22 protein-coding genes are annotated in these 19,158 nt (G+C 36.9%); 7 read left to right on the top strand and 15 right to left on the bottom strand.

Annotated features, from left to right (window positions below; genetic code table 11):
• Positions 1-173: 173 nt before the first annotated feature.
• Positions 174-1,844 (bottom strand): methyl-accepting chemotaxis protein, encoded by a 1,671-nt coding sequence (locus FJQ98_RS03115; protein ID WP_053595417.1) that lies wholly within the window; start codon positions 1,842-1,844, stop codon positions 174-176.
• 58 nt (positions 1,845-1,902) lie between these two features.
• Between FJQ98_RS03115 and FJQ98_RS03110 the strand changes: the two genes are divergently transcribed.
• From FJQ98_RS03110 to FJQ98_RS03100, 3 genes are all read left to right on the top strand, one after another.
• On the top strand, positions 1,903-2,157 hold the full coding sequence (locus tag FJQ98_RS03110) for a hypothetical protein (protein WP_143114863.1): 255 nt from the start codon (positions 1,903-1,905) through the stop codon (positions 2,155-2,157).
• Positions 2,109-2,297 (top strand): hypothetical protein, encoded by a 189-nt coding sequence (locus tag FJQ98_RS03105; RefSeq protein ID WP_053595416.1) that lies wholly within the window; start codon positions 2,109-2,111, stop codon positions 2,295-2,297. Before FJQ98_RS03110 ends, FJQ98_RS03105 begins: the two co-directional genes overlap by 49 nt.
• Positions 2,298-2,417: 120 nt before the next feature.
• The gene (locus FJQ98_RS03100; RefSeq protein WP_053595415.1) at positions 2,418-3,587 is read left to right on the top strand and encodes an FtsW/RodA/SpoVE family cell cycle protein; all 1,170 of its coding nucleotides are present in this window, start codon (positions 2,418-2,420) and stop codon (positions 3,585-3,587) included.
• Positions 3,588-3,807: 220 nt separating this feature from the next.
• Here the strand turns inward: FJQ98_RS03100 and FJQ98_RS03095 are convergent, their stop codons facing one another.
• Genes FJQ98_RS03095 through FJQ98_RS03085 form a run of 3 tightly spaced genes read right to left on the bottom strand, consistent with a single transcriptional unit; the run spans position 3,808 to position 8,154 of the window.
• Positions 3,808-5,166, bottom strand: a complete 1,359-nt coding sequence (locus tag FJQ98_RS03095) for an aspartate aminotransferase family protein (RefSeq protein ID WP_053595414.1) — start codon at positions 5,164-5,166, stop codon at positions 3,808-3,810.
• A 24-nt stretch (positions 5,167-5,190) separates the two neighbouring features.
• On the bottom strand, positions 5,191-6,720 hold the full coding sequence (locus tag FJQ98_RS03090; RefSeq protein WP_053595413.1) for a CoA-acylating methylmalonate-semialdehyde dehydrogenase: 1,530 nt from the start codon (positions 6,718-6,720) through the stop codon (positions 5,191-5,193).
• A gap of 24 nt (positions 6,721-6,744) precedes the next feature.
• Complete coding sequence (locus tag FJQ98_RS03085; protein ID WP_053595412.1) at positions 6,745-8,154, bottom strand: amino acid permease; 1,410 nt, start codon at positions 8,152-8,154, stop codon at positions 6,745-6,747.
• A gap of 226 nt (positions 8,155-8,380) precedes the next feature.
• Here FJQ98_RS03085 and FJQ98_RS03080 point away from each other — a divergent pair, with 226 nt between their 5' ends.
• Positions 8,381-9,949 (top strand): PucR family transcriptional regulator, encoded by a 1,569-nt coding sequence (locus FJQ98_RS03080; RefSeq protein WP_053595411.1) that lies wholly within the window; start codon positions 8,381-8,383, stop codon positions 9,947-9,949.
• Between the two features lie 81 nt (positions 9,950-10,030).
• Here the strand turns inward: FJQ98_RS03080 and FJQ98_RS03075 are convergent, their stop codons facing one another.
• The 5 genes from FJQ98_RS03075 to FJQ98_RS03055 form a co-directional block, all read right to left on the bottom strand.
• Positions 10,031-10,825 (bottom strand): carbon-nitrogen family hydrolase, encoded by a 795-nt coding sequence (locus FJQ98_RS03075; protein ID WP_053595410.1) that lies wholly within the window; start codon positions 10,823-10,825, stop codon positions 10,031-10,033.
• 647 nt (positions 10,826-11,472) lie between these two features.
• Positions 11,473-11,610 carry a hypothetical protein gene (locus FJQ98_RS03070; RefSeq protein ID WP_198926898.1) on the bottom strand — a complete coding sequence of 46 codons (138 nt, stop codon included), beginning with the start codon at positions 11,608-11,610 and terminating at the stop codon, positions 11,473-11,475.
• Between the two features lie 17 nt (positions 11,611-11,627).
• Complete coding sequence (locus FJQ98_RS03065) at positions 11,628-12,518, bottom strand: helix-turn-helix domain-containing protein (protein WP_075807275.1); 891 nt, start codon at positions 12,516-12,518, stop codon at positions 11,628-11,630.
• Positions 12,519-12,642: 124 nt separating this feature from the next.
• Positions 12,643-12,936, bottom strand: a complete 294-nt coding sequence (locus FJQ98_RS03060) for a hypothetical protein (RefSeq protein WP_053595409.1) — start codon at positions 12,934-12,936, stop codon at positions 12,643-12,645.
• Positions 12,933-13,151, bottom strand: a complete 219-nt coding sequence (locus tag FJQ98_RS03055; RefSeq protein WP_053595408.1) for a hypothetical protein — start codon at positions 13,149-13,151, stop codon at positions 12,933-12,935. The genes FJQ98_RS03060 and FJQ98_RS03055 overlap by 4 nt, the downstream gene beginning before the upstream one ends.
• A 184-nt stretch (positions 13,152-13,335) precedes the next feature.
• On the opposite strand from FJQ98_RS03055, the gene FJQ98_RS03050 reads away from it, so the two are divergent.
• From FJQ98_RS03050 to FJQ98_RS03040, 3 genes are all read left to right on the top strand, one after another.
• A complete protein-coding gene (locus tag FJQ98_RS03050) occupies positions 13,336-13,563 on the top strand; it encodes a helix-turn-helix domain-containing protein (protein WP_053595407.1) in 228 nt (75 codons plus the stop codon).
• 95 nt (positions 13,564-13,658) lie between these two features.
• Positions 13,659-14,180, top strand: a complete 522-nt coding sequence (locus FJQ98_RS03045; RefSeq protein WP_053595406.1) for an SHOCT domain-containing protein — start codon at positions 13,659-13,661, stop codon at positions 14,178-14,180.
• Between the two features lie 460 nt (positions 14,181-14,640).
• Complete coding sequence (locus tag FJQ98_RS03040) at positions 14,641-14,892, top strand: helix-turn-helix transcriptional regulator (protein WP_053595405.1); 252 nt, start codon at positions 14,641-14,643, stop codon at positions 14,890-14,892.
• 53 nt (positions 14,893-14,945) lie between these two features.
• Here the strand turns inward: FJQ98_RS03040 and FJQ98_RS03035 are convergent, their stop codons facing one another.
• The 6 genes from FJQ98_RS03035 to FJQ98_RS03015 all read right to left on the bottom strand — a co-directional run bounded on the left by FJQ98_RS03035 (position 14,946) and on the right by FJQ98_RS03015 (position 19,148).
• Entirely contained in the window at positions 14,946-15,659 is a 714-nt protein-coding gene (locus tag FJQ98_RS03035) for a peptidoglycan recognition protein family protein (protein WP_053595404.1), read from the bottom strand.
• A gap of 4 nt (positions 15,660-15,663) precedes the next feature.
• Positions 15,664-16,056: a phage holin family protein gene (locus FJQ98_RS03030; protein WP_053595403.1), complete on the bottom strand. Its 393-nt coding sequence runs from the start codon at positions 16,054-16,056 to the stop codon at positions 15,664-15,666.
• A 93-nt stretch (positions 16,057-16,149) separates the two neighbouring features.
• The gene (locus tag FJQ98_RS27105) at positions 16,150-16,260 is read right to left on the bottom strand and encodes a CD1375 family protein (RefSeq protein ID WP_277815957.1); all 111 of its coding nucleotides are present in this window, start codon (positions 16,258-16,260) and stop codon (positions 16,150-16,152) included.
• Positions 16,260-16,667 carry a hypothetical protein gene (locus FJQ98_RS03025; protein WP_053595402.1) on the bottom strand — a complete coding sequence of 136 codons (408 nt, stop codon included), beginning with the start codon at positions 16,665-16,667 and terminating at the stop codon, positions 16,260-16,262. Before FJQ98_RS03025 ends, FJQ98_RS27105 begins: the two co-directional genes overlap by 1 nt.
• A 13-nt stretch (positions 16,668-16,680) precedes the next feature.
• The gene (locus tag FJQ98_RS03020; protein ID WP_053595401.1) at positions 16,681-18,330 is read right to left on the bottom strand and encodes a hypothetical protein; all 1,650 of its coding nucleotides are present in this window, start codon (positions 18,328-18,330) and stop codon (positions 16,681-16,683) included.
• Positions 18,327-19,148, bottom strand: a complete 822-nt coding sequence (locus tag FJQ98_RS03015; protein ID WP_053595400.1) for a putative phage tail protein — start codon at positions 19,146-19,148, stop codon at positions 18,327-18,329. The genes FJQ98_RS03020 and FJQ98_RS03015 overlap by 4 nt, the downstream gene beginning before the upstream one ends.
• Between the last annotated feature and the right edge of the window lie 10 nt (positions 19,149-19,158).

Here is a 19,158-nt window from a genome sequence, read left to right as displayed (position 1 = left end):
CCCTATTAAATATTGTGCTAATAAAACAAACGAAATACATATGTACGTTCAGAGTGTACATTTATACATTTTTTCTTAGTAACGATAGTAATTTTGTTGATGAACGGAATCCTAGCACCTACTAATCCACAAAAGGACCTTCTTTGATACAAAGAAAGGTCCTTTTGTTCTTATTAAATTGAGAAACGCTTTACGGCTATTTGTAAAACTTTTGAAACCTTATGTAACTCTTTAATATACTCATGGAATTGTTGCTGCGCAGTTAATTGGTCGGCTGTTAAAGTAGCTACATGTTTAGTTGATATTGCATTCGTATCAGAAAATGACGTTAACATTACCGCATCTTCACTAACTTTTTCCGTATGATTTGCAATCTCTTGAACGGTTGCAGATACTTCCATTATATATGGCTTAATTGTATGTACTTTTTCTAAAATCTGATCAAAGCTTGTTGCCGTATCCCCTGTTACTTGAACACCTTTTTCAGTTGCGACTAATACACCCTCCATCATTTGTACAGCATAGTTAGAATCTAAATGAATGTTTTGTACAATGGACGTAATCGTTTGCGTTGAATGAACTGTCTGCTCTGCAAGCTTACGTACCTCATTGGCCACAACCGCAAATCCTTTACCATGCTCCCCTGCTCTAGCGGCCTCTATGGATGCATTTAAAGCTAGGAGGTTTGTTTGGGCGGTAATTTTTTCAATCACCTCTACCATTTGATCGATTGTAGCTGCTCTCTCTACAAGATTAAAAATGGCTTTATTCGATTTTTCGACTGCATGCTTAATAGCCTGTATTTGTGTTAAGTTTGCCTGTACAATTTCCGTACCACTTTCTGCATCACGTGCAGTTTTATGAGCAAAATTTTCTACAACCTGCACTTTTTCTAAAATTACTTGCACCCCATTTAGCACTTCCTCTAGAGAAGCTGTATTGGACGCTAATTTTGTTGTAGAAGCAGCAGTTGAATCTGAAATGGACTGTACATCCTTTGCAATTTTGAGCGTCGTGTTAGACGAATGTTCAGAGGATTCCTGCAGTTTCCCAGTCATTTCTTCAACCTCATGTACACTATTTGATACTGTATGAAGTAGTCTTTTCACCTCTGTTACCATTTGATTGTAAGACAATACTACCTCGCCAAGCTCATCCTGCGCCACATAGCTGGCACTCGCTGTGAAATCACCCTGCTCTGCACGCTTTAATAGTGATTTCAATTGACGCGTTGGTATATTCACTGCCTTCGTTGCTATAAATCCTATAAAGATCACTAACAAAACAACAAATAAAGACACTCCTCCTAATAGCCAATAACCAAATTGCACATCTTTCTGGTATGCCTGTTGCTGTTCCTTAGCTCTCTGAACCAAATAGCTTTGAGTTTCTTCTAATAATGTATGACTTTGCTGGCTTACGGGTAAATAAGACTGAACATAAAACTGTTGTTGCCCATTTTGATCCAATTGCTTATAGCTATCAATCAATTCTACATGCTGTGCTAGTAAGGTCTTATATTTCTTCATCTGATGATCCATCTTTTTATCGATTACTAGACTTTCTAAATGACCTAAAGGCTGCTCAGTATTTTTTAAAATGGCTGTCATTTCTTGATAAACCCCAGCTGAATCCACTACATAATCTAATTGTCGTTGTGATTCTTCTAGTTCATTTAACCATCCGATCGGTACAAGTCCTTCTGTATAACTTTCACTTGCATGCCATGACATTTTCCGTAGATAATCAACGCTAAAAACACCTAGCAATACATTCGATAGTACACAAACAATCATCAGTACAAGTAGCTTGTCTTTCACCATTATGTATCGTAAAAAATGCATTATCCTTGGCTCCTTCTCCAACTCTTACCAATAATCATAGTATGAAGATATAAAGCCAGTGTTATGTTTTTGTAAAGATTGTACGAAGAGTTATGAAATTAATCCCATTACTTCTAATATAATAGGCGCACGTTCCTCTCAGGAGGAGCGTGATGTTGGTCCTAAGCGACTCATCGGACGCCCCCAGGAAGCTTTGCTCTGTGCGAAAGCGAAGCGACAGCAACAACAAGTGTTTTCTGTAGCGAAAGCAAAGCGGCAGCTACAATGTTTTATCTGTGCGAAAGCGAAGCGTCAGCAACAATGTTTTATGTAGCGAAAGCAAAGCGGCAGCTACAATGTTTTATCTGTGCGAAAGCGAAGCGACAGCAACAAAACGCTAATCGGAATGGAAACCAATCTCACGTTATGGTTGCAATCTACAAATGTACTCATATAGAACTAAATGTAAAATAAGCAACAATAGTAAAATTAGTTTATGATTTTTAATCTTTGTAATACTTATTTAACTTGCAACCTTCCACACTTACCTATCGTTGTCTATTAATAGTGTCTCTAACCAGAGGAGGTGTTTGAATGTTACAGTTCAATAAATTAGATAAAAGTTTAGTAATTAGCTTATCATTGCTCGGTATTATTAGTTGTCTTTTTGTACATTCCAGTAGTACGGTGTTTGAGCAATATACAAGCTCTTTTATTATAAAGCAGTTTATTTATTACCTGATCGGATTTTTGACTATGTATGGAGTAGCAATGCTTGATATTGAGCAACTTAAAAAAATTGGCTGGCCGTTTTATTGGGCAATGGTTTTGTTAACATTTGGCTTATTTATTGCACCGGAAAGTATAGCCCGAACTATCAATGAGGCGAAGCGTTGGTATCAAATCCCAGTGCTAGGATCATTTCAGCCATCAGAATTTTTAAAGTTCGCGTTTTTAATTGTTGTCAGCAAGATCATTGTTGCACATCGAGAGAAATATGTGCGCCCTACCTTTTTAACGGATATGCGACTTCTCTTAATAATTGCTGTTATCACTCTTCCACCGACACTTGCTGTTTACAAGCAACCTGATACGGGCATGGTAATGCTTTATATGTCGATGATTCTACCGATGATTTTCTTTTCGGGTATACAAAGAAAATTACTTATAATCTTTACAGCTATTCCTGTATCAATTATTAGTGTTGTGGTTATTCTTTATGTAAAATTCAATGATTTTTTTACAGATAAAATTTTAAATAAATTATCAGGGCATCAGATTTCACGAATTTATGGTTGGCTACAGCCTTATGAGTATCCAGATTCATCCTTTCAAACTAGGCAGGGCTTTTCGGCAATTGGTACAGGTGAGTTTACTGGGAAGGGATACATGAACAATAATGTCTATGTCGTGGAAAAGCATACAGATTTCATTTTTGCCAATATTGCTGAAGAGGTCGGGTTCATTGGAGCGGCATTTGTTATTACTCTTTTATTTTTTGTTATTTACCGTATCGTTCTCATTACAGTAGAAGCAAAGGACCCATTTATGACGCTGATGGGAGCAGGTATTTCTAGTTTATTAGCCTTCCAAATTACACAAAATATCGGTATGACAATTGGACTTTTACCTGTAACAGGTATGACATTGCCATTTTTAAGCTATGGCGGAAGTTCACTCATATCCAATTTCATGTTAATGGGCATTGTGATGATTATCCATAATTCTTATAGTGGCTACATGTTTAAAACAACAAAAGAGTAGGTGATGGTGCATATGAACACTACGTTAAAAAAGAGAATTTTATTATTATTTTCTCTAGCAGTAGTTGTTTTGTTCATACTCATAGTTCGCCTCGCCTTTCTTATGCTGTAAAACATTCAAAAAGCTGTCTCAAAAGTTTTTACTATGACTTACGAGACAGCTTACTTTTATAGGCAGTAATTTATCTGTACCGAAAGTGAGTTAGATAGAACCCCACTAATTATGCCTTCACTTTATGAATATTATCAATGACAACTTTTATTATTGTATCAAGATCTTCTTGTACGATATTAAGTGGCGGAGATAATGTTAATACGTTATTAAAGCCTGCAACAGTTGCCCCATTTTTCCCAATGATGACCCCTTGCTCCTTACATGCTGCAATAACAGCATTTACTTTATCTACTGGTAAAGGCTCTTTCGACGTTTTATCTGAAACTAACTCGATGCCAATTAATAAACCTTTGCCTCGAACATCCCCAACATTCGGGTGATTACCCAACGCTTGCTGAAGTGCTTGTAGAGTAGCAGCTCCAACCTCACTAGATCTTTCAAATAATGCTTCTTGCTGAAGAATCTCAATGTTTTTTAATGCGACCGCACATGCTACAGGTGATCCGCCAAATGTATTGACATGACGGAAATAACCATATGCATCAGACCCAGTGAATGCCTCATAAATTTCGCGTTTTACTGCTGTAGCTGATAGTGGTAAATAGGCGCTTGTAATCCCTTTTGCCATTGTAATAATATCTGGTTTTACACCGTAGTTCATAAAACCAAATGGCTTACCTGTTCGACCAAAGCCACAAATTACTTCGTCTACAATCATTAATGCTCCATGTTTTTTACACACTTCCTCAATGCCCTTTAAATAATTTTCCGGAGGCATGATGACGCCCCCGCCAGTAATAATCGGCTCTAAAATCATTGCAGCTATTGTTTCGCTTAGCTCCCATGTCATCGTCTTATCAACAGCCTTGACGCTTGCTAAATCAGTTGGGGCTAGTGTATCACTTTCGTGTTCTCGATATTGATCAGGTGGTGCTACATGGACAAAGCCAGGAGATAATGGTTCATATTTATATTTTCGTTCCGCCTGCCCTGTCGCAGCCAATGCACCAAAGGAATTTCCGTGATAGGCACGGTAGCGGGAAACAATTTTATAGCGTGAGCTTTCTCCCTTTTGCTGATGATACTGACGCGCAATTTTAAACGCAGTTTCGTTAGCCTCTGATCCACTATTAGAGAAGAAAATAACATAATCTCCACCAAGCATTTCATTAAGCTTTTCAGCTAGTTCGACTGCTGGTAAATGTCCTTGTGATAAAGGAGCATATGCATTTTTCAGCATCTGCTCATGTGCAACATCGGCTAATTCCTTGCGTCCATAGCCTACATTTACACACCATAATCCTGCCATTGCATCGATGTATTCAACGCCATCTGTATCAACAATTCTCGCACCATTTGATTTTTCTACTACATATGTTGCTTGTGGATTGTAGGGTTTCATTGAATGCCATACGTATTGTTCATCTTTCTTTAAAATATCACTTTTAAGATTTACTTGAACCATATCCATACACCCCTCTATGTTTTTTCACTTATTCACATCGTTATTACTTGGGAATGCAAATGAACTTGTCGTATCCTCTGTCTCATCTGGCCAGCGTTCAGAAATCGTTTTCGCTTTTGTAAAGAATCGTGCTTGGTCTGGTCCAAACATATGCCCTTCACCAAACTTAGATCGTTTCCATCCACCAAAGTTGTGATAGCCAACCGGAATTGGAATCGGAACATTAATACCTACCATACCTACTTCAATTTCTTCCTGGAATTTACGTGCTGCCGAACCACTGCTCGTAAACATCGTGACACCATTCCCAAGTTCGTGGTCATTAATCAAATCAATAGCTTCTTGTAAGGCTTCAACACCTACAACAATACGTACAGGACCAAAAACCTCCTCTTTAAAAATGGTCATATCGGGCGTTACATTATTCACCAATGTCGGGCCAAGGTAAAAGCCTTTAGATGTTTCGCATATTTCTGGATTTCGACCGTCCGTTACAAGATTTGCACCCTCTTCAACAGCACCGTCAATATATCGAAGAATCGTATCTTTTGATTGCTGCGTAATCACTGGACCAAAATCGACTTCGTTGTCTGTATATGGACCAACCTTTAGCTTCAAAACTTTCTCTTTTAATATTTCTGTAAAGCGTTTTTCTGTATCTTTTCCAACGACTATCGCTCCTGAAATGGCCATACAACGCTGGGACGCCGCTCCATATGCTGCACCTAAAAAGGCATTAGCTGTCTGCTCTAGGTTTGCATCTGGCATGACAATCATAAAGTTTTTCCCGCCACCAAATGCAGCGACACGTTTATTGTGCTTCGTCCCTGTTTGGTAAATATACTCCGCAACAGGTGTAGATCCAACAAATGAAATTGCTTGTATCTCTTTATTTTCTAGCAGTTCATTGACCGCCTCTTTATCACCATTAACGACAGTCCAAATTCCATCTGGCAGTCCTGCCTCTTTCCATAATTTACTCAAGTATAATGCTGAGATTGGCACGCGCTCAGATGGCTTTAAAATAACGGCATTTCCTACCGCAACTGCCATACTCGTAATCGCAAGTGGGACCATAACAGGGAAGTTAAATGGCGCAATCGTTGCAACAACTCCAAGTGGGGCTTTTGCAGAGAAGGCATTTATATTGCCGCCTACATTAACCGAATATTCCCCCTTCAGCATTTGCGGGGCACTTATTGCCATATCTACGGATTCAATGCCACGAACAATTTCACCCTTTGCATCTTCCTTCGTTTTCCCACTTTCCTCACAAATCACTTCAATCAGCTCATCCTGTCTTTCTATTAATAGCTGACGGAAACGATGTAAAACCTCGATTCGTTTGCCAATCGATGCCTTTTTCCATGCAGGGAAGGCTGACTTTGCTAGCTGGATAGCCTGCTTCACCTCATCTCTTGTCGCTAACGGAACTTGTGCAATAACCTCTCCTGTTGTTGGATTATAAACTTCCGAGTAACGACCACTTGTACCGGCTGTTTCAACACCATTGATAAAATGTGTTAGCGTTTTCATTTTTTGCTGAACTGTCATAATTTCCCCACTCCTCATTTATTATTATTCAAAATCTAATTCTTCCTTTTTGAAAATAGAACTTGCTTCATCTACTGGGTTAGGCGACTTTTTCTTTTGTGTAACTACATAGAAAATCATCACTACTGCCACTACAATACATGTAAATAAAATTTGTGAACGCATTGATTCAATAAAGAACATCGCGATTAGTAATGCTGTTGTAGCCAATATTGTGAAATACGTTAAATATGGGAATAACCACATTTTCACTTTTAATAGCTCGGGATTTTCTTTCTCAATTTTCCGTCGCATTCTTAATTGTGAAAATGCAATGATTAAGTAAAGAATTAGCGTGATTGCACTACATGAACTAAGTAAAAACATAAATACTTTATCTGGTGAAACATAGTTCATAATAACGGCAATATAAGAGAAGAATGTCGCTGTTAATATGGCATTAACAGGTGCTCCCTTTTTATTTAATTTCAAAAATGCTTTTGGGGCCTCCCCCTTCTCCGCTAAAGAAAATACCATTCGAGATGTTGCGTAAAGTGCGGAGTTCAAGCATGATAAAACCGCTGTTAAAACGACAAAATTCATGATTTGCGCAGCTGCAGGAATACCGATGTAATCCAATACTGCTACATATGGACTTGTTAATATATCCGAGGAATGCCAAGGTAATAATGTGACAACTACCGTTATCGATCCAACGTAGAAAATCAAAATACGCCAAGTAATTGAATTTGTAGCTGTTGTTACCGCTGCTAACGGCTCGTCAGATTCCCCTGCCGCAATGGCAACAATTTCTGTGCCCATAAAGGAGAAAATAACAATGACTACCCCCATCAAAACAGCACCGAAACCATTCGGTAAAAAGCCGCCTTCCCCGATTAAATTGGCAGTACCTACTGCATTAAAATTCGGTGCGATACCAAAGATAATAAATGCGCCAAGTGCCAGAAAAGCTATAATACTTGCAACCTTAATAAGAGAGAACCAATATTCAAATTCACCAAAAGCTTTTACGGAAAGAACATTTGTTAAAGTAAGTGCTACAGTTAATACAAGACTCAGCAGCCATAAAGGAATCCCATCATACCAATATTGAATAATCGCAGCTGCTGCCGTTGCCTCTAAAGCAATGGCAACGACCCAGAAAAACCAATATAACCAACCAATCATAAAGCCAGCCCATGGACCAATTGCTTCATGTGCATAATGCGCAAAAGACCCACTTGTTGGATTGACAGCTGCCATTTCCCCTAGCATTCGCATGACAAGAATAACGATAAAGCCTGCAAAAATATAAGATAAAATTGCTCCAGGGCCGGCCAAATTAATCACTGAGCCACTCCCCATAAATAAACCAGCACCGATAACCCCTGCAATAGCGATCATCGTCATATGCCTTTTCTTTAACCCTCTCTGTAAATGCGTTTGTTGCTCCATATCTGTCACCTCTTTTTATTAGATTGGATTGCCGCTTACAAAAATTTTACATGTTACATAGAAATGAAGGTATAGACAAACTGTAAAATTCTATACTTTTGTTTTAAACATAATGTAAAATAGACTAAACATTCTTAAAATATAATATTTTTTGTTTATTTAAGCTAAAATCGTACATCAATAAGAAAACCAGAAAGGAACTATGTTAAAAGGAAGGAGGATAAACATGAGTCAATTTAAGCTTCAAGTGAAAGATGTATTAGAAAATACATACTTTCAAAGTGCAGAGGTCGTAGCTGGTGAGGGTGGATTATTACGAATTGTCAAGTGGGCCCACGTCATTGAAATTATACAGGTAGATAATTTTCTAGCTGGTGATGAATTGGTCTTAACAACAGGGATTAGCCTTCAGCATTGCCTAGAGGATTTTGTCTTTTTTGTAGAATCATTAATCCAAAAAAATTGCGCTGCATTGTGCATTGAATACGGCACTTCCATACAAACCATCCCAGAAGCGATAATATCTCTTGCGAACCGTTATAGCTTCCCTATTATCGTTTTTCATGAAACGGTTCCTTTTGTCCGCATTACACAGGATTTACATAGTCAAATTATGAATCAACAATATTTAATGATTTCCTCTTTAGAATCGTACTCTCAAACGTTAAATAAAAATGCACTATTAGGGCAAACTGCAGAAGAAATTTTACAAAATATGTATAATGAACTAAAGACACAAATCACCTTTTCTATTAAAGGGCGAGAGCCGATCTTTTTTCCAAATATGTCACACAATAAGCGCCAACAACTATTAACGATGAAAAAAACGGCATCGAAATTTAAACATGAACCGATCTTTATTTTTGATCAGCATTATGCAGATTTATTTCTCTATAGGGAAGATGGTTTATTCTCAGAGTTTGAATTACTTATTTTAGACCGTACAGCCACTGCGTTAGCACAGCTATTAATGCGGGATTTTTATATTGAGGAGAAAAGGGACATTGAGGATGCCTCTATTTTAGCGGATTGGATCGATCAAAAACTATCGAAGGAGGAAATTTATAAATTTATCGTAACCTATCATTCTAACTATAATCTTTCTAGTGGGGCTGTCTTTATTTTAGCATCTCCTACTGCCGTCTCTAAGGTGCAAGAAGATATTGTCTATAGTAAGCTCTATTATCGAAACCTTTTTGAGCAAAATGGATTTATACCATTTTTATTTGAAAGAAAAAGCTATGTCGTTTTTATTTTGCTCCATACGAAGGATAGTAAATCGAGTCGCGAATTATTAAATACATTAGTTTCTTCCGTTCAGAAAACTGATTTTTATAAAAAACAAATGGTTCAAGGGTATCAAATAGCCATTGGCAAAGTCGTTGCAGACGTAGAGGAAATACCGAAGAGCTATCAAACTGCATTAGAAACATTGTATATTTGCAGTAAAGTACAAACAACTTCTTATTTTTACGATGATTTACATTTATATCACCTCATCTATAAATTACAGATGCAAGTAAATTTACAGGAAGTAATTCAAGATTATTTACAGCCTGTTATTGAATACGATAGAAAATATAATAGTAAACTGTTAGAAACACTGCAGGTATACTTACAAACGAATGGCTCTAAACAACAAACGGCCAATCAATTGTTCATCGTCCGTCAAACGCTCTATCATCGTTTAAAAAAGCTTGAGAGTCTCTTAGGGGAAAATTTCATGAAGGGGCATAATCGGATTACGCTTGAATTTATGTTGCTCGCCAATTCTTTAATTGAGGATAAAAACTAACTGCTGGGTTATGCTTTATCAGCGATGTTATATCATTAGCACGCTCAAAGTTGCTTTGTTCTTTGAGCGTGCTATCAGATTTTAATTTTTAGCAACTACTCCACTGTATAATGCTGGTCTGCGATCGTCATAAACTGGAATTCTACCTCGTACTTCATCGACAATCGAAAAGTCCACGTCAATGACAGCGACTTCTTCGTCCTCTGCGCCAACCCAAAGCACCTCGCCCCATGGTTGAATAATCATGGATTGACCATTGAAGTTTTCTACCTTTCTCGATATACGATTAACAGCGATCACGAAGCATTGATTTTCAATGGCACGTGCTTGTAGCAATGTGTTCCAATGATCGATACGTGGCGTCGGCCATTGTGCCGGCACGAATAATACTTTTGCACCCTCTAAGGCATGAGCACGTAGCCATTCTGGGAAGCGAATATCATAGCAAATCACGCCTGCAGCCTCGATATCACCTAGAGCAAAGCGATTCATTTCATCCCCTGCTTCTAAATATAAATGCTCGTCCATCAAACGGAAAAGATGTGCCTTGTTATATTCACCTACTAACTCACCATTGTTATCAAACGTATACATCGTGTTGTAAAATTTATCGCCCTTCTTCGTTGAAACAGAGCCTCCAACAATATGTACGCCAAGCTCTTTCGCTAAACCTGATAAAAATGCTTTCGAACGTTCTCCATCCACATCTGCAAGCTCTTGTAATTTTTCAAGTGCATAGCCTGAATTCCACATTTCCGGTAGTACAATAATTTCTGCACCTTGTTTTGCCGCTTCACGAATTTTGTCCTCAGCTCGAGCAAAATTTTCTTCCACTTTACCAAAACCAACATTTAGTTGGATACACCCAATTTTCATCTTAATTCCTCCCCTACTCCCAAACGTATTTCTTTTACTGCATTTGTGCTTTTCTAGATTCCATTATACTACAACTGAAAATGTTATCGCTGTTGTCTGAGCTAAGAGCAGCTTTGGAACAAATACAAAAAGACCAGGATCTCAGCAATAAAGTGAGCCCTGGCCTTTTCGCGAAAGTGAATCTTACTAATCATTTTTGCTCTTAGTTTTAGATTCTATTAATTAGTACGATTAAGTCCAATAAAAGTTACAGTAATTAATAAAAAAATTAAATATTTATTTTAAAGTACTTAAAAGTAATTCCTAAACTTATGTTTTATGGGCATTGTTCAATAAAAATAACGGTAAATCTACGCTTGCGTTTTCTGTGCGTCCACCTTTGTAAATAAAGACTCTAGACAATTAGTAAAAAAAGTAATAGCTTTTAGATTTAATGTACAAACAACTTCTAACACTTACAAAAGTGTTTGTTTTACTGCATTTACGCTTTTGTGAATTTCATTATACTACATTTAAAAGTAGCCTAATTTAGATTTCTTCAGTCGCTTGGTCGCTTTTTGGTCTCCTAAAGTCGCCTATTTTTACTGATGACCACCCATGCTTTCTTCTATCTAATTAAGACCACTTAGCGATGAGTGGTCTTTTCTTTATCTCCGCACAATATACCCTACTACACGAGGCACTATTACGTTCTTTTTATCAACAGCTTTATTAACATCTGTGGAAAGTTTTTTAATTGGTTGTTCTATAAAATCATACATAGTAATTTGTTTTTGTTCTTTCATATCTTATATTCCCCTCTCTACCATTCCAGCCAATTTTCTATGTTTGGTCTGCTATTTATTTGTGTACGACTATCACGTTCTTCTAACCAGTTATAAAACGGTACTGGACGTTCTCTATTTGGTGTTTCTTCTATATATGATGATTTATCCGATTTATTACTCAAACGTTCTACAGCCTTACCATATGCCCCTACGAATACGGCTCTTAATGTACTAGCAATTGTTAATGTACCGTTCGTAATATCACGGAAAATGTTAGCTAAAACGTCTTTAGCGTTCACAAAATCACGTATATCTTTCATTTTTGTAGCCAGTATGCACTTATGTAGCTGGTTCTTTAAATCGTCACGTAATGGTAATGAGTGCATGAAATCGAATAACATCACTTGGTACTCGTTCATGTATTCCTTTTTCTTTTCAGCTTGCAAAGCTAATTCATTTTCAAGACTCATAATATTATTTGCATGTTTAGAACTTAAAAGATTAAAAGAGTTTAAAGATAGGTTTTCGAATTGTTGCTCTCTAACCTTACTCTCACAATGCTTTTCAACGTTTTCACGCTCGGACATTGACGCTGGGACATTGTAAGGCAAAATGATGTAAATGCTTGCTCCTTGTCCACCTTTGCTTTTTACAGTCGTTTCTTTCTTGATAATTCCTAGTGACTCTAATTTTGTAATAGCTCGATAAACCGTCTTCGTGCTGATCTCCAATGTTGCAGCAATAGTTGCCGCCTTTAAGTGACAGGCCCCTGGATGTTCCAAAGCATGACTAGCAAGCTTGAAAACGATGGCACGTTCTGATTCAGTCAAATCATAGTAGTGTGCTGCCATGTGATTTTCTACAGCCGTGTCCATATCTGCTATTGATTCAAATGTTTTGTATGTTCCTAAATATTCAAATGCCATCGTTTTCACCTCACTTTCTAATTCCGAACTTTAATGGATCCTGAAACTAAATATTGTTCGTCTTTTAAAGAGTTATTTAAAAACTCAATCGAGAGCACCAGCTGTGATGCTCCCTGTTCAGTTTTTAAATTTTTAAATCTGAAGCACGATAGTGGGATTCAATTCGTGCAGCTACTGGATCTGTAATTTCTACTTTTAACGAGTATCCTTTTTCCTCTAAGAGCTTTACTTCTGCTCCCTTTGATACCGCCCATTTTTCAATTTTTTTCAAAGCTGAATATGCACTTTTCAATTTACCTCCGACTGCATTCACTCCATGAATAATGAATACATAAGGCTCCGTTTTTGAAACTTCTACACGTTTCTCTATAGTTTCAAAGATTAAATTACTTACTTCTAATCCAGCTAAATTTTTCATTCCGCACCCAGCTCCTTTTTATCAGAAAACTTTTCTTCCACAACTGCCAAACCTTCGTTTATGATTCCTAGTAACATAGTTGCAAACTCGACAACATCCCTTGATTCGCCGTACTTGATTGTTCCTTTCAAATGACCTTTCACCGTTGATAATACAAGTGTTTGCTCTAATAAATATCTAGATCGTTCTTGCTCGAACTTAAAATAATTGTTCATTGGTTTCCCTCCTTGTTTTTACGATTAAACGTATTTCATTTTCGTTATATACATTTAAAATGTAAATAACATATCTTAATTACACAATAAACAATTAAAATATAAATTTCAATTACGAATTGTGTATCTGAGTTAAATATTATATAATTTAAGTACATGAAATACATTTAAAGGAGTGATTTCTTTGGCGAAAGAAATTAAATTACGTTTACGTGTTTTGCTTGCAGAAAAAGAGTGGGAACAAAAAGATTTAGTCGAAAGAACAAATTTAACAAACCGAGCAGTTAGTGATTTATACAACGACAAAACAAAAAGTTATACCAAAAACACTATCAACGAGTTGTTGAATGCATTTGATATAACTGATATGAATGAATTATTTAAAATCGTAGAAGTAGAAGATATTGATTAAAACAGATAACTAATTACAGTTGTCTGTTTTTTTATATGTACTATTGGCAAGATTTTCTATAGAATTAAATTACAAATAAGTAAGGAGTGCATGACATGGATACAATAGCAGAAACAATAAAATTTGCTGGCTTTGGCAAAAAGAAAGCAATGGCAAAACAAATTCAAATGTTTGACGATAGACTGACAGAACAAGGTGAAGCATTACTCGCTGTATGTGCATCTGTAAAAGGTACAAAACAGCTTTATGTCACTGACCAACGAATCTTATTACATGAAATCAAAGGGATCGTATCCAATGATGAAACGAGCATTCCTTTGTCTTCTATTAGTAGTATCAACATTTCTAATAAACTTGTTTATTCAAAAATTGAAATAGTATCTACTGGAAACATAGCTATCATTGACGATGTACCAGCGCATATTGCACTTGAAATTAAATCGGGTATCGAGAATCTAAAGATAATGACCAAGAATGCATCTGCACCTTCATCTAAAGAGGGAAAGGATATGTATGATATTGGTGATGAAATTCGTGAATTGAAGGATTTATTAGATGATGGGATTTTAACGCAAGAAGAATTTGACGCGAAGAAAAAGCAATTGTTAGGAATCTAGGTCACTCATTTGAGTGGCTTTTTTATTGAAATATTTTAGCATAATAGGAAAATAAATCATCAACATCTATTTACTTAAGTATGTAGTTATGCTATAATAAGAGTATAGAAAGGGGGTAAGAAAAATGGAGATTGAAAGAGTAGTTGCACTAACCGCGTTCATCAACTTAATAATCACACTGATTAACTTACAGATAGTGATTAAGAACAACAAAAAAGACACTACTTCAAAGAAGTAGCGCCCAACAAAAGTTTTTAAAAAGAAGGTTAAGGCTGACCCCCTTAGCCTTCTACCCTAACTATAGAACATTTTAAATTGAGATACAAACAAAAACATCAAGAAAGAAGGTGTGTCATATGATGATCTTAACTTCAATTCTCATAGTTGCAGCACTAGTAGTTATTGGTATAACAGTTGTTATAATGAGAAGAAAATAATAAATATTAGGTGGTATAATACAATGTCGAAAAACTACTCTTTCAATAGCAAAGAAGATTTTATTAAATTAGTTCAAACTGAAATCTTAACATCATCAGAAGTGTTGGAGGAATTGCAAATTTCTAGGCAATCATTAAATTCACTTGTAAAGCGTGGAAAGTTAGTTCCTATCAAAGAGTTACCAAGAGATAGAATGTTTTTACGTGAAGATGTGGAAGCTAGAAAAGAAGCAGCAAAAGAATTGCATGCTAAATACAGACCATATGACGAATAAACAAAAAAAGACCAGGTACTCACTTTCAATTGAGCGCCTGGTCTTTGCTATTCCTAACTACGCTGTGCAATGATAAGTTTCAAGCCTTCATAGTCACCTGTAGTCATTGTTCCATTGTCGAATTTATCTAGCCATGACTTATCAATCAGCTTTTTATCAACTGCTTGTTTAATGTGGTCACGTACTGCAGCTTTAGTTGTCTCGTTTGTAAATTGCATTTTATCATCATCCTTTTCTGTTGGTTTATCTAAGCCGTTTTTAATGTCTAGCTTGAATTGTTCTTCTGAAATTCCCATACTCTGCAAATACGAATACGGATCTACATGAGTAGTGCCTCCTAAATTATGTGTAATCCATCGATGTGATTTAATACCGTTGCCTGTTCCATCTAAAATAACAGGAATCCCAGCATCTTTTGCAAGCTTGCGTAACAACCAAATATAAGCCGCATAATCCTTCTTGAACTGTTCTTTGTCAGCTGTACGCGCTAATTCTACTTGTGCATAGCTAAGTGGATTGCCTTTAGGTCCACAACCGTACTGTACACGATTAACTGGTGCAATTTGAACAATGCGACCGCCACCACCTACCCAATGTGAGGTGAATGCCTTTGCTTTATTTCGATTCATATTTGTTATTTCATTTTCTAATGCATTTGGACCACAATTGTTCGGATTGCCTGACTCATGAGCAATAACATATTTAATAGCTTCCAAAGCATAGTTTGGCAATCCTGACATCAAACGTTTTTCGATAGCATAAGTCATTTCCTCACTTCCCCTCTCGACGCATTAAGCCTTTGAAAAACTCAATGAATGGATCCATACTCTTGTCATCATCCGTCAATTTAAAATGATTAAGAATTGAATTAATCTCGCTAAATAAATAGCCCATATACAATACATACAATGCGCTAATTCCTAATGGTGCTGGCATAAGAAGTGCTACAGGAATTGCATACACAAGTACGATAAACAACACTAATTTACGAGCAATACCAAAAATCGCTTTCGCACTACTAAACTTTACTTTTTTATTAAACTTAGCGTTGAGCCAACCAATTGTGAAATCAATCATGTTGGCACTTAAAATTAACGCTAAAATATAAATTAACTTTGAACTATCTGATTCCAAAAAACGTTGTAACCATTCAATCATACTCATTTTCCTCATCCTTCATTTTGGTTTTTTGTATAATAAAAGCCCTCCACAATCATCTGTGGAAGGCATAAAAAATAACGCTAGCTTATGCTGCGTTTACTTGTTTTCGTTATTGAGTAATGTTTTTACATCTTCACGCCATAATAATGGCACTTGGTCAATCGTTCTTAGTGTTAATTTGATTAAATCCCAATATAATTTAGCCATTATAAAACCTCCTTAGTTGCTATTAATTCTGCCAATTCCGCAATAGCTAATTGATTTTCTATTTTGTCTTGTTGCTGTGCCTCTGCTGATTCAGCCAATGCCAACATTAACGTTTTATTTTCTGCTTTTACAGCGTTTAGCTCTTTTTGCAAGTCTTTAATTAGTTGTTCTGGTGACATAGGCGGTAACTCTACGTCGAAATATTTGTAAAATAGTTCCTGGGTATCCGTGTTATAAAACAACTCGGCGCGTTTATCAGGGATATTTTCAGCTTGTGGCACTTCGTCCACTAGAATACCTAGTTTTAATTCTTCCTCTGTTAACAACTCTGGTGCGTGGTGGTATGAAGCAATACGCTTTACATTTGGCTCGTCTGTTTTTTCTAGAAATAAAAATACTTTTCCCATGTTTATATCTCCTTTAGTATTTAACTTTTAGTGTTCTTGAAAATACTGGTGGATTCATCAATAGATTGTAGACAGGTGCGACGAATGCATTTTCTGAAAAACCTAAACATTTTATTGGATAACCAACAGTGTAATTAGTCCTGAACACCTTTTGGGCTTCCAGACTGTAGGAAGTTCCGTTGTTAGTAGCCCTAAATAACACTATAAGAGTGTCAGTCGAGTAAGCAAAATACTCACCTTTCATTGCTAGACCTGTACCATCTTGAACTATCCCAGGTATGGAGTTTACTATAGCTAATGACGTCGAATAATGAGTTAAAACGCCTAATCTATGCAAGACTGACAAACCGCCGAGGTGGTTCGGTGCTATGCCTCCTAGCGAATAAGCTCCGAACGGTGACGTTTTGGCTATAAATTGATAAGCGAATGTAAACGCGTATATACAGTCAGTACTAGCTAGGTAAATAGTAGAACCTGCAGTCTGTATCCAAAGAGGCAATACATCGTTGAATTGCGCCCCAACGTTACTGCTCATTTCTATAAATTTACCATCTATACTGTATTTTGCGATTAAATATATAGTACCTATATAGCCGTACACTAGTACGAATGGCGTGCTGTTGAGATTGTATAGACAAATATCATTAACATAACTCATATTGTAAGACCCTATGGCTTTTTCGTAGCTTATACGCTGACCTGTCAATGCGTTTATTACTTCTAATCCACAACCGTAACCTATCACACCGTCGTAATCTTCATAGCCCATATAAAGTTTGTCGCCAACAACAACCACGCGACCTTTATACTGGTACGCCGAAGCCCTTTGGTAGACCAACTTACCTGTCAGTACTTCCCAACAATAAATCTTACTATCCCTAGTAGTTCCGTAATAAGAAAAGCCGTACTCGACTCCATTGATGGTTGCGACTTCTGATGTGGCAAAGAAGCCTCCGCCAGTTATTCTTTCGGCAACGTTAGTTTGTATATAGTCGCTATCGACTAATGACCGTGCCTTTATTGTCTCACCCACACCATAAGCAACTAAATTCCCTGTTTGTTCGCCTTCGTCATTTGTAAATGTGTAACCTTTTCGCACATGTTGCGGTTGTGCGTTACCAGACCCCCCATCACCCTGTAAGATAAAAGCCCCTTTATCCGCGCTATATCTAAGAGTTAATATAGACCCTGCAATTGCATTTTTTGCTTGTTTCATCTTGCTAGTATAAACGACTTTGTTGACGCCTGTACCTTTAATCTGAATTAAATATTCAGATGCACAACTGGCGTCGATAGTTAGAACCAATCCCATGTTATTTATATATCCAGTAGGTGCGGGGTTAAGTTCCACTATATACGTAACGCCAGTTAGCTTTGTGGTAGCAATAGCAGGATGCTTCACATAATCAACCTTATGCTCAGTAAGTTGTTGATCCGTATACTCTTTGGCATTTGTTTGAACATCACTTACCGTTTGTTTAAGCTCATTAATCGCCCCCGCCAACGTCTTATCATTTGTTTCTAAATCAGGAATCGAAGTTGCACCTTCTTGTAATTCACTGACTGCAGTGTCCAACACGTCCATGTTTTCGTTTAAGTCTGTTATTAAAACATTCTCAATTAAATCAGGCTTCTTTAAATTTAAATTTGGTGTATATTTCATTTGCTCACCCCATCCCATATTCTTATATCGTTCCAAGTTATTTTGCTTACATCTTCCCACGTGCGCTCACTTACAAAGCCCCAAGTGTTGAAAGTATATACATAGTTAAACTGCAAATGGGCTGGAACAATAATATCAATCGCTTGCATAAGACCACTCATATTATTTGGAATGCCCTTTGTACCAATAAATTTAATCTCATATACACCTGGCGTATCCGTTGAATTTACCTCAACATCTCCATTACTGTAAGCAGCTGCAACTAACTTAATTGTTTCTTTTGTTGTTTGGTCAAAGCTTGCTCGACTTCGTGAATTAATTTGCTCTCTGCGTTGGTCATAGCGTAATGAGCTATTTGGTTTAATACCAAGATCACGTTCGTAAATTGGCAAAGCTTCAATAGCTGTGTCCACAAAAAGGTTTCTATCCACTATTTCAAGCTGTTGTTCAGTGTTCCGGAACTCTTTATCCTCAGAACTTAAAATAGCCCTAAAAACAGTTGATTTGCGCTCATACAGCGGTAAATGTTTTACCATATCTGTTAAATAGTCTTTTGTGGAAACAACTATACTTGTAATCATTTCAGTTTGTGTTTGCATGATAATAGGCGACTGAACTACTTTGACACCTTGCGTTTGTAGCTCTGTTATGACTTCATTTTGTGAAGTGCCTGACGTTGCTACAGTTACGCCCTGTGCCTGCAGTTCTGTTTCGGTTATCATTAATGCTAATCTAAAACATTCCCATTGGTGCGCTGATAGCTCTCCCCAGGTAAAGACTGAAACTTGTCCCCATTCTGTTTGTGATAATGCGTGCATAGTTAATCAC

Origin of the sequence: Lysinibacillus agricola (assembly GCF_016638705.1) — a bacterium.
Taxonomy (GTDB): Bacteria; Bacillota; Bacilli; order Bacillales_A; family Planococcaceae; genus Lysinibacillus; species Lysinibacillus agricola.
This window is presented reverse-complemented; position numbering and strand designations above follow the sequence as displayed.